The organism is Microvirga sesbaniae, assembly GCF_025460805.1.
Lineage (GTDB): Bacteria > Pseudomonadota > Alphaproteobacteria > Rhizobiales > Beijerinckiaceae > Microvirga > Microvirga sesbaniae.
Map to the genome: position 1 here is coordinate 23,633 of NZ_JAMXFJ010000004.1, position 12,927 is coordinate 36,559.

General features: G+C 65.7%; 11 protein-coding genes. 8 read left to right on the forward strand and 3 right to left on the reverse strand.

Translation table 11 applies throughout. The annotated features are described in order from the left end of the window. Positions 1-243 precede the first annotated feature (243 nt). A complete protein-coding gene (gene araD, locus OCW50_RS07720; protein ID WP_262297047.1) occupies positions 244-1,965 on the forward strand; it encodes an L-arabinonate dehydratase in 1,722 nt (573 codons plus the stop codon). A gap of 60 nt (positions 1,966-2,025) precedes the next feature. After that, a complete protein-coding gene (locus OCW50_RS07725) occupies positions 2,026-3,075 on the forward strand; it encodes an aldose epimerase family protein (protein WP_262271653.1) in 1,050 nt (349 codons plus the stop codon). Here OCW50_RS07725 and OCW50_RS07730 read toward each other — a convergent pair whose 3' ends face one another. From OCW50_RS07730 to OCW50_RS07740, 3 genes are all read right to left on the reverse strand, one after another. Continuing rightward, entirely contained in the window at positions 3,076-3,843 is a 768-nt protein-coding gene (locus OCW50_RS07730) for an SDR family NAD(P)-dependent oxidoreductase (RefSeq protein WP_262297048.1), read from the reverse strand. A gap of 19 nt (positions 3,844-3,862) precedes the next feature. After that, positions 3,863-4,798 (reverse strand): DMT family transporter, encoded by a 936-nt coding sequence (locus tag OCW50_RS07735; protein WP_262297049.1) that lies wholly within the window; start codon positions 4,796-4,798, stop codon positions 3,863-3,865. A gap of 242 nt (positions 4,799-5,040) precedes the next feature. Continuing rightward, the gene (locus tag OCW50_RS07740) at positions 5,041-6,651 is read right to left on the reverse strand and encodes a phosphoenolpyruvate carboxykinase (protein ID WP_262271650.1); all 1,611 of its coding nucleotides are present in this window, start codon (positions 6,649-6,651) and stop codon (positions 5,041-5,043) included. Between the two features lie 515 nt (positions 6,652-7,166). On the opposite strand from OCW50_RS07740, the gene OCW50_RS07745 reads away from it, so the two are divergent. The 6 genes from OCW50_RS07745 to ahcY all read left to right on the forward strand — a co-directional run bounded on the left by OCW50_RS07745 (position 7,167) and on the right by ahcY (position 12,615). Beyond that, the gene (locus tag OCW50_RS07745; RefSeq protein WP_009490427.1) at positions 7,167-7,865 is read left to right on the forward strand and encodes a response regulator transcription factor; all 699 of its coding nucleotides are present in this window, start codon (positions 7,167-7,169) and stop codon (positions 7,863-7,865) included. A 127-nt stretch (positions 7,866-7,992) separates the two neighbouring features. Then, on the forward strand, positions 7,993-9,840 hold the full coding sequence (locus OCW50_RS07750; protein WP_315974404.1) for a sensor histidine kinase: 1,848 nt from the start codon (positions 7,993-7,995) through the stop codon (positions 9,838-9,840). Beyond that, positions 9,837-10,292 carry an HPr kinase/phosphorylase gene (locus OCW50_RS07755; RefSeq protein ID WP_262297050.1) on the forward strand — a complete coding sequence of 152 codons (456 nt, stop codon included), beginning with the start codon at positions 9,837-9,839 and terminating at the stop codon, positions 10,290-10,292. Before OCW50_RS07750 ends, OCW50_RS07755 begins: the two co-directional genes overlap by 4 nt. A gap of 88 nt (positions 10,293-10,380) precedes the next feature. After that, a complete protein-coding gene (locus tag OCW50_RS07760) occupies positions 10,381-10,782 on the forward strand; it encodes a PTS sugar transporter subunit IIA (protein ID WP_036360951.1) in 402 nt (133 codons plus the stop codon). Positions 10,783-10,787: 5 nt separating this feature from the next. Next, positions 10,788-11,108 carry an HPr family phosphocarrier protein gene (locus OCW50_RS07765; RefSeq protein WP_173946788.1) on the forward strand — a complete coding sequence of 107 codons (321 nt, stop codon included), beginning with the start codon at positions 10,788-10,790 and terminating at the stop codon, positions 11,106-11,108. 106 nt (positions 11,109-11,214) lie between these two features. Beyond that, the gene (gene ahcY / locus OCW50_RS07770; protein WP_262271648.1) at positions 11,215-12,615 is read left to right on the forward strand and encodes an adenosylhomocysteinase; all 1,401 of its coding nucleotides are present in this window, start codon (positions 11,215-11,217) and stop codon (positions 12,613-12,615) included. The last annotated feature ends 312 nt before the right edge of the window (positions 12,616-12,927 follow it).

Genomic DNA, 12,927 nt, shown 5'->3' on the forward strand with positions numbered 1-12,927 from the left:
AGCCTAGAGCCTCGGATGAATCCCAAAAGTGGACACCACTTTTGGGATTCATCCGAGGCTCCCTCTCTTGATTTGCGCATCGGAAGAGGCGGAAAACCGGGTCCACTTTTCCGTCCGATGCGCTAGGCCTCTCTGGGCAAAACGGGCTGCCACCCTTGACAGCGTGCGTCAAAACGGCGACCAATTCCTAAATTTGTATGATATATGGCTTTTGCGCCGCGAGGCGCAGGGAGAGGAACGAGAATGGCCAAGCGATCGCCTGAGCAATTGAGGAGCCACCGTTGGTTCGGCGTCACCGATCTGCGTTCCTTCGGGCATCGGTCCCGGACCCTCCAGATGGGCTATGCGCGCGAGGACTTCATGGGTAAGCCCGTGATCGCGATCATCAACACCTGGAGCGACATCAATCCCTGCCACTCCCACTTCCGCGCGCGGGTCGAGGACGTGAAGCGCGGCGTGTGGCAGGCGGGCGGCTTCCCCATCGAGCTGCCGGCGCTGTCGCTGTCGGAAAACTTCGTCAAGCCGACCACGATGCTCTACCGCAACCTCCTCGCTCTGGAGGTGGAGGAACTCCTGCGCTCGCATCCGATCGACGGCGCGGTGCTCATGGGCGGCTGCGACAAGACGACACCCGCGACCGTCATGGGTGCGATCAGCATGAACCTGCCGATGATCTTCATGCCGGCCGGCCCCATGATCCGCGGCCACCACGGCGGCACGATCCTCGGCTCGGGCTCGGACATCTGGAAGTACTGGGCCGAGAAGGAGGCCGGCACCATCACGAACCAGCAATGGAACGACATGGAGGCGGGCATCGCGCGCTCGCCCGGCACATGCATGACCATGGGCACGGCCTCCACCATGACGTCCATCGTCGAGACGCTCGGCCTGAGCCTGCCCGGCGCCGCCTCCATTCCGGCCGTCGACGCCGCGCATCCGCGCATGGCGAGCCTCACCGGCCGGAAGATCGTCGAGATGGTCTGGGACGATCTCAAGCCCAGCGACATTCTCACCCGGCGCTCGTTCGAAAACGCCCTGATGGTCCACAACGCCCTTGCCGGCTCGACGAATGCGATGATCCATCTCGTGGCGATGGCCGGGCGCGCGGGCGTCGAGGTCACGCTCCAGGATTTCGACGATTTCGCCCAGAAGGTTCCGGTGATCGCCAATCTTCGCCCCTCGGGCGAGTGGCTGATGGAGGACTTCCACATCGCCGGCGGCATTCGCGGCCTTCTCTCGCGGCTCGCCCCGATGCTCCATCTCGACGAGCGCACCGTGGCCGGAACCCTGCGGGACGCGCTCGAAGGCGCGGCCGTCTACAACGACGACGTGATCCGGCCACTCGACAAGCCGATCGCCGCCTCCGGGGGCACGGCCATCCTGCGCGGCAACCTGGCCCCGAAAGGCTGTGTGATCAAGCCGCCGGCCGCGGAAGCGCGGCTGCTGCAGCACACGGGGCCGGCCATCGTGTTCGACACCTATGACGAGATGACGAAGGCCGTGAACGACCTCGACCTCGACGTCACGCCCGATCACATCATGGTGCTGCGCAATGCGGGTCCCATCGGGGGGCCGGGAATGCCGGAATGGGGCATGCTGCCGATCCCGAAGAAGCTCCTCAAGCAGGGCGTGCGCGACATGCTGCGCATCTCCGACGCCCGCATGAGCGGCACGAGCTACGGCGCCTGCATCCTGCACGTCTCCCCGGAAGCGCACATCGGCGGCCCGCTCGCGGCCGTGCGCACGGGCGACCTCATCACGGTCGACGTGCCGAATCGCTCGATCCATCTGCACGTGAGCGACGAGCAGATCAAGGACCGCCTGCGCACCTGGTCGCCGCCGCCGCGCGACTACCCGCGCGGCTACAACAAGCTCTTCGCGCAGCACATCCGCCAGGCGGACGAAGGCTGCGACTTCGACTTCCTCGAAGGGGCCGGCGGCGTGCCGGAACCCGAGATCCACTGATCCTCCCCCTGCCGACGGTCCTGCCTCCCGGTGGTGCCGTCGGCTTTTTCGTGTCCGCCCATGAGCATTCAAAAAACCGCCTTCGGGGCCATCGAGGGCCAGCCGGTCGAGGCCTTCGACATCGAAACCGGCCCTGTCCGCGCGACGATCATCACCTATGCGGCCGCGTTGAGCCGCCTGTTCGTTCCCGACCGCGAAGGAAAAGCCGCCGACATCGTTCTGGGCTACGACGATCCGGCGGCCTACGTGCAGAACCGCGGCTCGGCGGGAGCGATCTGCGGGCGCTTCGCCAACCGCATCGCGGATGCGCGTTTCACGCTCGACGGCAAGACCTATGGCCTGTCGCCGAACGAGCCGCCGAACCACATCCATGGCGGCTTCGGCGGCTTCAGCAAGCGGATCTGGACGGGTGAGCCCGATACGGCCGGCAACGCCGTCAGGCTGACGCTGCACCGGCCCGACGGCGACGAGGGCTATCCCGGCGCCGTGACCACGTCGGTGACCTATCGTCTGACCGATGAACCGGCGCTCGAGATCGTCATGGAAGCGACGACCGACCGCCCGACGGTGGTGAACCTCGCCTATCACGGCTACTGGAATCTCGCCGGCCACGATTCCGGCCATGTCCGCGACCAGCACCTGCTGATCGAGGCCGACCGTTATACGCCGGTCGGACCCGGCAAGATTCCCACCGGCGCGTTTGCGCCCGTGGCCGGCACGGCGTTCGATTTCAGATCGTCACGGCCCATCGGCGCGATGATCGACGACACGACCCAGCTTCCCGAGGCCGGCTACGACCACAATTTCTGCCTCAACGACCGGGGAGCCCCCCTGCGCCGCGCGGCGCGCGCCCTGGATCCCGTCTCACGCCGGGGCCTGGAGATCTGGACCGATCAGCCCGGTGTTCAGTTCTACACGGCCAACCATTTCGGCAAGGTTCCGGCGGTGGGCAAGGGCGGCGCCGTGTACGAGAAGCATGCGGGCTTCGCGCTCGAGACGCAGAACTTTCCGAACGCTCCGAACATCCCGCATTTCCCCTCGGCGGTGCTGCGCCCCGGCGAGACCTATCGCCACGTGATGCGCATTCCGTTCTTCGTCGCGCCCGTCTGATCAGATCCCGGAGGCGAGATAGCCTCCGTCCACGTTGAGCACGGTGCCGGTGACGAACCCCGCGGCCGGAGAGGCCAGATAGATTGCCGCGCCCACGAGCTCTTCAAGCTGCCCGAAGCGGCCTGCGGGCGTTCTCAGGAGCGCATTGTCCTTGCGCGTCTGGCTCATCTTGGCCTGATTCAGCTCGGTCATGAAGAACCCCGGCGAGATCGCGTTGACGCGCACGCCCCGGTCGGCCCATTCGGCGGCCAGCGTCTTGGTCACGCCGACGACGCCGTGCTTGCTGGCGGCATAGACCGACGCCAGCGGCCAGCCGCGATGGGCGGCCAGCGACGCGATGGTGACGATCGATCCCGAGCCGCGCGCGAGCATGTGCCGGCCGAAGCGCGTGCAGGTGAAGAACACGCTGCGCAGGTTCGTCTGCATGATCCCGTCGTACTCCTCCGGCGTGACCTCCTCGGCGGGCTTGAGGATCGTCGTGCCCTGGCATGCGACGAGAATGTCCACCGGCCCGAACTCCGCGAGAACGGATGCCACGAGCCTGTCGATCTCTTCTGGGTGCGCCGCGTCGACCACGTAGCCGCGCGCCGCCGGATCGGTCTCCTGCAGGCGCTCTGTCGCCTCCTGCACTTTCGTAGCGGTTCGCGCCGCGATCGCCACCCTGGCGCCGCTCTCCTGAAAGCCGTGCGCGATGGCGTTGCCGATCCCGCTCGACCCTCCGACGATGACGGCCGTCTTGCCCCGCAGCGCTGGTGTCGATCCTGCCATCGTCACGGTCCTTCGATGCTCAACCAAGTTTCTTCCCCTCGAGACGTTGCGGCTGCACGGACGGGTCCGGCCGCGCCGTGGCGCTTCTGCGCAGGTGCGCCATCCTGCTCTCGGCCCGCCGCCCCTGTGCGAGCAGGTACAAGACCGATCCGATCACCACGAGGGCTCCGGCGAGCACATGCGGCTTCGGCTCGTCGCCGAACACGAACAGGCCGATCGGCAGGGCCCAGACGAGCTTGGTGTACTGCATGGGGGCGACGCTGGACGCGGGCGCCCGGCGCAGGGCTTCAAGCATCAGGAACTGCGCCGACACCATCACGAACCCGGACAAAGTCACCAGTCCCAGGTCGCTCCATGCGGGCGCGTGGCTCAGGTACACGCCCGCCAGGCTCGCGGTCAGCTGCCCGGCCATCACGGCGGCCACCATGACGGCGCGGTTCTCCTGCGAGCCGATCGTGCGCATGATCAGAATGACCCCGGCACCGACGAAGACGTTGAGGAATGCCGCCAGATGCCCGAGGGACAGGGCGGCATGGCCCGGCTGCACCATGATCAGAATGCCGGAGAAGCCCACGAGGATCGCGGCCCATCGCGCCGGCCCCGTGCGCTCGCCGAGAAGCCACGCGGCCGCCACCGTGACGACGAGCGGCGAGCCGAAGGTGATGGCGTAAACGTCGGCGAGCGGCAGGAGCGAGAAGGCATAGAAGCCCGAGACCGTGCCGATCCCGGCCAGGAAGCCGCGCCCGATCAGCATCTTCGGGTTGCGGACGGCCGAGAGCCTGTAGGCCTTGTCGCGCCAGATGACGATGCCCACGACCATGCACGCGACGCCCGCCTGCATGGCGATGATCTGGAAGATGGGATAGCGCAGGGAGAGGAGCTTCACCAGGGTGTCGCTGGTCGCAAACAGACCGTTTGCGGCGATCGCAAAGAGCACACCTGTCAGACGGGGCAAGGGCGTATCCCACCGGGTTCGAGCCCGCCGGCAGCGAACTCATTTTATTTGCATGTCATCATACATGTTTTCGGCTGCCCCGGAATGCCCGGGACGCATAGGTGGGAAGCGCTGCCGGCGCACCGTCCGCTGCTCTGCGCGCCCGGCCGTCGAAGGCCCGGCGGCTATTTTCACGGCTCCGGCCGGGCCATGAAAAAAGGCGGCCCATGGGCCGCCTTCCGGAAGGATGGGATCGAGACCCCTCAGGCCGCGATCGAGGTCTGCGGGGCGGCGGAGCGGACGTCCGAATCCACATGGCCCTCGAAGCGCTTGAAGTTCTCGTTGAACATGTCGATCAGGCGCTTGGCGGTCTCGGCGAACTCCGCCTTGTTCTGCCAGGTCTTCACCGGGTAGAGGATGTGCGGCTCGACACCGGGCACCGAGGTCGGAACCGCGAAGCCGAAATAGGGATCGCGGCGGAAATCGGCCCGGGAGAGCGAACCGTCGAGGGCCGCGGTGAGCAGGCGGCGGGTGACGCGGATCGGCATGCGCCGGCCGACGCCGTACTTGCCGCCCGTCCAGCCGGTATTGACCAGCCAGCAATCCACCGAGTGCTTGGCGATGAGATCGCGCAGCAGGTTGCCGTATTCGGACGGATGACGCGGCATGAACGGCGCGCCGAAACAGGTCGAGAAGGTCGCCTCCGGGTCCTTCACGCCCTTCTCCGTGCCGGCCACCTTGGCCGTGTAGCCGGACAGGAAGTGGTACATGGCCTCGGCCGGGGTCAGCTTCGCGATGGGGGGCAGCACGCCGAAGGCGTCGCAGGTGAGCATCACGATGTTCTTCGGGATGCCCGCGCGGCCCGTGGCGCTCGCATTGGGAATGAAGTCGAGCGGGTAGGCGCAGCGCGTATTCTCGGTCTTGGACGCGTCGTCGAAATCGGGAATGCGGGTGATCGGGTCGATGGTCACGTTCTCCAGCACCGTGCCGAAACGCTCGGTGGTGGAGAAGATCTCGGGCTCCGCCTCGCGGGACAGGCGGATGGTCTTGGCGTAGCAGCCGCCCTCGAAGTTGAACACGCCGTTCGGCCCCCAGCCATGCTCGTCGTCGCCGAGCAGGATGCGGTTCGGATCGGCCGAAAGCGTCGTCTTGCCGGTGCCCGAGAGGCCGAAGAACACGGCCACGTCGCCCCGGTCGCCCACATTGGCCGAGCAATGCATGGGCATGACCTTCTGGGCGGGCAGCACGTAGTTCAGGTAGGTGAAGACCGACTTCTTCATCTCGCCCGCATAGGACGTGCCCCCGATGAGCACGATCCTGCGCTTGAAGTCGCAGGCGATGACCGTCTCCGTGCGGCAGCCGTGACGGGCCGGGTCCGCCTTGAAGGACGGCAGGTCGATGATCGTCAGCCCGGGCACGTAATCGGCGAGCTCGCCGCGATCCGGACGGATCAGCAGGTTGCGGATGAAGAGCGAGTGCCAGGCATATTCCGTGAACACGCGGGCCTTGACCCGATAGGCCGGATCGGCGCCGCCGTAGAGATCCTGGGCGAACAGCTCCTTGCCTTCCGCATGGGACAGGAAGTCGGCCAGCAGGGTGTCGAAATGGCCCGGCGTGATGGCGCCGTTGTTGTCCCACCAGACGGTGCTTTCCGTGGTCTCGTCGCGCACCACGAACTTGTCCTTGGGCGAGCGGCCCGTATGCACGCCGGTATCCGCCAGGAGCGCCCCGCCCTGCACGAGCCGGGTCTCACCGCGGGTCAGGGACTGCTCGTAGAGCGCGGGCGCCTCGAGGTTCCAGTAGACCCGTTTGAGATTGCGGAGGCCGGAGACCTCAGCCCCCTGTGCGCTGTTGAACACGCCGATATTTTCCACGGAAGACTTCTCCTGGTTGGCGGTCGCCGCGCAGCCGGAACAGCCGCCGTCCGATGACCGTCACATGGGGTGGGTCAAACGATCCGGGCAAAACTTTGCCGTCCCGCTTGAACATGGAACCTTCTTTAGGTCAGCTGACGGTGCCGTCAACTCAGGTTGTTTCATCGCATTCTATTTTTCCGGGAACCAGACCTCCATCCGTCGTAATCCCTCGAATTTCCAAGCAATTCTGGAATTCTTTCGTATGATGAGCGGGCTTTCTTACCCGGCTCCGGACCCTTGCCGCGCCGATGCGGGGACGGCCTGGCCAACCTGTCCAAATCGTAACCGGGCGCTCATCGACGGTTGAACCCACGGCTCTTAAGCACCACTCTCTGGACCGCCCCTGGTCACAGACGGGGCGAAAACCATATTTATGCCACGAGAAAGGCGCAGTTGGGACGTTTTAGAGCCCTCTGCGTTGTCAGACGAGTCAGAATGCTGACAATCGTCCGTGCCAAGCTAAGGAAGAGTTCATGCCAACGATCGCCCTTGTCGATGACGATCGCAACATCCTGACCTCTGTTTCCATCGCCCTCGAAGCGGAGGGCTACCGCATTCAGACCTATACGGACGGGGCCTCGGCCCTCGACGGGCTCAAGCATGCCCCACCCGATCTGGCGATCTTCGACATCAAGATGCCGCGCATGGACGGCATGGAGCTTCTGCGCCGCCTGCGCCAGAAATCGGACCTGCCGGTGATCTTCCTGACCTCGAAGGACGAGGAGATCGACGAGCTGTTCGGCCTCAAGATGGGCGCCGACGACTTCATCCGGAAGCCGTTCTCGCAGCGTCTCCTCGTGGAGCGTGTGAAGGCCGTCCTGCGGCGCTTCGCGCCCAAGGACCAGACCGTCCCCAAGGAGGCCGACCCGAAGGCCCTGGAGCGGGGCCAGCTGAAGATGGACCCGGAGCGTCACGCCTGCACCTGGAAGGGCGAGCCGGTCACCCTCACGGTGACGGAATTCCTGATCCTGCAGGCGCTCGCCACGCGCCCCGGAGTGGTGAAAAGCCGCAACGCCCTGATGGATGCGGCCTATGACGATCAGGTCTATGTGGACGACAGGACCATCGACAGCCACATCAAGCGCCTGCGCAAGAAGTTCAAGTCGGTTGACCAGAGTTTCGAAATGATCGAGACCCTCTACGGCGTGGGCTACCGCTTCAAGGAAGCCTGACGCCTTGACGCGCAAGCAACCTGGCAAGGAACCTGGCAAGGAACCTGGCAAGCAACCTGGCAGGCAACCTGGAAAGACGACCATGGTCCGGTGGTCGGAAGCCCGGACCATGCCTTGAACGAGTGGCATGAAGGCTGACCCCATCCACGCCGAGGCGGCATTCGACGATCCGCCCGCTCCTCAGGGGGCCCTGGCCCGGCTGAAGCATTTCGGCCGCATGATCGTGCAGCGCGGCTCGTCGAGCCTCACGCGCCGGATCGTCGTGCTCAATCTGGCCGGGCTCGTGGCCCTGCTGATCGGCTTCCTCTATCTCAACCAGTTCCGCGAGGGCCTCATCGAAGCCCGGGTCCAGAGCCTTCTCACCCAGGGGGAGATCATCGCCGGGGCGATCGCAAGCTCCGCGACGGTGGAGACCAACACGATCACCATCGATCCGGATCAGCTCCTGCAGATGCAGGCCGGCGAGACCGAGCGGTTCACCGACGAGTCCTTCTCGGCCCTGGAATTCTCCATCAATCCGGAGCGCGTCGCTCCCCTGCTGCGCCGGCTGGTGACGCCGACCAAGACCCGCGCCCGCATCTTCGACCGGGAAGGCATGCTGCTGCTCGATTCCCGGTCGTTCTATTCCCGCGGCGACATCCTGCGCATGGATCTTCCGCCGGTCGCCAATGTGGAGAACACGACGAGCTTCATCGAGCGAACCTGGAACAGCCTCCGCAAGATGTTCCGGCGCACGGTGCGGCCCGTCCAGGAGGAGGTCGGCCCCGCCAACGGCAAGTCCCTTCCGGAAGTCCAGCAGGCCTTCGCCGGCCAGCAATCGAGCGTGGTTCGCGTCAACAACCGCGGCGAGACTATCGTGTCCGTGGCCGTGCCGATCCAGCGCTTCCGGACGGTCCAGGGCGCGCTCCTCCTCTCGACCCAGGAAGGCGACATCGACGCCATCATCGCGTCCGAGCGCTTCGCGCTGCTCCAGGTATTCCTGGTGGCGGCCGTGGTGATGATCGTGCTGTCGCTCTTCCTCGCCGGCGCCATCGCGGGGCCGGTCCGGCGGCTGGCGGAAGCCGCCGAGCGGGTGCGCTGGGGCACGAAGTCCCGCCAGGAGATCCCCGACTTCACCGGCCGGGCGGATGAGATCGGCCACCTCTCGGGCGCCCTGCGGGACATGACCAAGGCGCTCTACAACCGCATCGACGCCATCGAGAGCTTCGCGGCGGACGTGGCGCACGAGCTGAAGAACCCGCTGACCTCCCTGCGCAGCGCCGTGGAGACCCTGCCGCTCGCCCGCAGCGACGAGTCCCGCCAGCGTCTCCTGTCGATCATCCAGCACGACGTGAAGCGTCTCGACCGGCTGATCAGCGACATCTCGGACGCCTCGCGCCTCGATGCGGAGCTCGCCCGCGCCGATGCGGAGCCGGTGGACATGGTCCGCCTCCTGGACGCGGTGGTGTCGGTCGCCAACGAGCGCCGGCAGGGCCACGACCCGCTGATCACCCTGAGCATCGACCGGCAGGCTCAGGGACGCGACGCCTTCCTGGTCCTCGGTCACGACAGCCGCCTGGGCCAGGTCTTCAACAACCTGATCGACAACGCCCGCTCCTTCTCGCCGCCCGACGAGCCCGTGAAGGTCTCCATGCGCCGCCGCAGGAACCAGGTGGAAATCCTCGTGGAGGACAGCGGACCCGGCATCGAGCCCGATGCCCTCGACCGGATCTTCGAGCGCTTCTACACGGACCGGCCCGAGCAGGGCTTCGGCCAGAATTCCGGACTCGGCCTGTCTATCTCGCGTCAGATCATCGAAGCCCATCGCGGGACCATCCGGGCCGAGAACCGGCTCGGCCCACCCGACGAGGACGGCGAGCCCGAGCGCCTGGGCGCCCGCTTCGTCATCCGTCTTCCGATCGAAGGCGTGAAGGCCAAGAAGGAGCAGGACCGGAAGGACCGGGCAAGGCGCGATCCGGGAAAGAAGGCCCCGTGAGCGACGCGCAGACGATCCACGGCGGCTGCGTACTGGTCGGCGAGGCCGGACTTCTGATCCGGGGCCCGTCGGGATCGGGCAAGTCGACGCTGGCCCGCGAGGTGGTATCGCTCGCCCTCAGGGCCGGCCGGTTCGGTCGGCTGGTCAGCGACGACCGCACCCGTCTCGAGGCGCTCCATGGCCGGCTTCTGGCGCGGCCCGTGGATCCACTCGGCGGCAGCATCGAGGTCTTCGGCCTGGGCATCGTCCGCCAGGCCTTCGAGCCCGCGGCCGTCATTCGCCTGGTGGTCGATCTCTCGGAGCATCCGGCCCGCTATCCCGACGCCCAGGACGGGCATGTCGTCCTGTGCGGCGTCATGGTCCCTCGCATCCGGATGCAGGCCGGGGCAATCTCCGCGGACGTCGCCCTGGGCTGCCTGAGTGGTCTGCGCGACACGGTCGTGACACTGTGATGAACTTTTCCTCTCAATGCTCTTGCGCTTGGCTTCGCGGTGCACAAAATAGCGGCTCCGCTCTCGGAGCGTTCGGACTTGTAACATTATGATTGGAATGGTGCTCGTCACCCACGGGCAGCTCGCGACGGAATTCAAAGCGGCGCTTGAGCATGTCGTGGGGCCCCAAGAGCAGCTCGAAACGATCACGATCGGCCCCGACGACGACATGGAGACACGGCGCAAGGACATCATGGCCGCCGTGTGCCGGGTCAACTCGGGACAGGGAGTCGTGGTTCTGACGGACATGTTCGGCGGCACGCCGTCGAACCTGGCCCTGTCCTGCATGAACGGGGGCTCCGTCGAGGTGGTGGCGGGCATCAACCTGCCCATGCTGATCAAACTGGCTTCCGTCCGGGACGAGGAACCCTTGTCCGACGCGGTCTCCCATGCCCAGGAGGCGGGGCGCAAGTACATCAACATCGCCTCGCGCGTCCTCTCCGGAAAGTAAGCCTCATGGACCGGCCCTTCGACCAGGACTGCCCGCCTGCCGCCGTGCCGGATGGAGCCGAAGTCCGGGAGCTTCCCATCATCAACCGCCGGGGCCTGCACGCCCGCGCCTCGGCCAAGTTCGTTCAGACCGTCGAACGCTTCAATTCCGACGTCACCGTGACCCGCTGCGGCGAGACCGTGGGCGGACGCTCGATCATGGGACTCCTGACCCTGGCGGCCGCCCAGGGCACCTCGATCACCGTCACGGCCAAGGGGGAGGATGCGGCCCTCTGCCTCCAGGCCATCGACGACCTCCTCGCCAACCGGTTCGGCGAGGACGAGTGATCGAAGTGGACATATAAAGACATCTTTATATCTTGATTGCCTCTTCCCGCGGGCTCTGATAGAGACGGCACCAATTCAACCGAACAGGTGCAAGAGAGAGGCCATCATGGCGCAGGATTACATCGTCAAAGACATCAGCCTTGCCGATTTCGGCCGCAAGGAGATCTCGATCGCCGAGACCGAGATGCCGGGCCTGATGGCCGTTCGCGAGGAATACGGCCCGAAGCAGCCCCTGAAGGGCGCTCGCATCGCCGGCTCTCTCCACATGACCATCCAGACCGCCGTGCTGATCGAGACCCTGAAGGCTCTCGGCGCGGATATCCGCTGGGTGTCCTGCAACATCTATTCGACCCAGGACCACGCCGCCGCCGCCATCGCGGCCGCCGGCATCCCGGTCTTCGCCTACAAGGGCGAGACCCTGAAGGAATACTGGGACTACACCGCCAAGCTGTTCGACTGGCACGGCGGCGGCGTCCCGAACATGATCCTCGACGACGGCGGCGATGCCACCATGCTGGTCCATCTCGGCCTGCGCGCCGAGCAGGGCGACACCGCCTTCCTCGACAAGCCGGGCTCCGAGGAGGAAGAGGTGTTCTTCGCGCTCATCCGGCGCCTCCTCGCCGAGAAGCCGAAGGGCTGGTTCGCCGAGATCGCCAATTCGATCAAGGGCGTGTCGGAGGAGACCACCACGGGCGTCCACCGCCTCTACATCATGGAGAAGGAGGGCAAGCTCCTCTTCCCGGCGATCAACGTCAACGACTCGGTGACCAAGTCCAAGTTCGACAACCTCTACGGCTGCCGCGAGTCGCTGGTCGACGGCATCCGCCGCGGCACGGACGTGATGATGGCCGGCAAGGTCGCCATGGTGGCGGGCTTCGGCGACGTGGGCAAGGGCTCCGCCGCCTCCTTGCGCCAGGCCGGCTGCCGCGTGCTGGTGTCGGAAGTGGACCCGATCTGCGCTCTCCAGGCCGCCATGGAAGGCTATGAGGTCACGACCATGGAGGACGCGGCTCCGCGCGCCGACATCTTCGTCACCGCCACCGGCAACAAGGACGTCATCACCCTCGATCACATGCGGGCGATGAAGGACCGGGCCATCGTCTGCAACATCGGCCACTTCGACAACGAGATTCAGGTGGCCGGCCTGAAGAACCTCACCTGGACCAACATCAAGCCGCAGGTCGACGAGATCACGTTCCCCGACGGGCACCGCATCATCCTGCTCTCGGAAGGCCGCCTCGTGAACCTCGGCAACGCCATGGGGCACCCGTCCTTCGTGATGTCGGCCTCGTTCACCAACCAGACGCTGGCCCAGATCGAACTCTTTGGCCAGCAGGGCAAGTACGAGAAGAAGGTCTACACCCTGCCGAAGCACCTGGACGAGAAGGTCGCATCGCTGCACCTGGAGAAGATCGGCGTGAAGCTCACCAAGCTGCGCCCCGACCAGGCAGCCTATATCGGCGTCTCCGAGAAGGGCCCGTTCAAGCCGGATCACTACCGCTACTGATCGGCCCTCTCCCGGACCACGATCGAAAGCCCGGCCTCGGCCGGGCTTTTTCTTTGTCCGGCGGCCGACGAATCGACAAAGTGTCGCACCGGCATGTGTGTGTCTCAAATGCAATATGGTTCGACGAATTGCGCACAGGTTCTCCAAAGGAAGTTTAAGCCGGTGTTAACCCCCTTCCTGGCGGAGTCAGGGCTAGTCTAGAGTGAACGCGAATCGACCGGCTGTGCTGTGGCTTCGAACCTGCGCCGGCAGTTCCGTTCATGCGTAGACGGTTGACCTCTGCGGCGCGGGAAAGCGCGGCCGGGGCTCGAT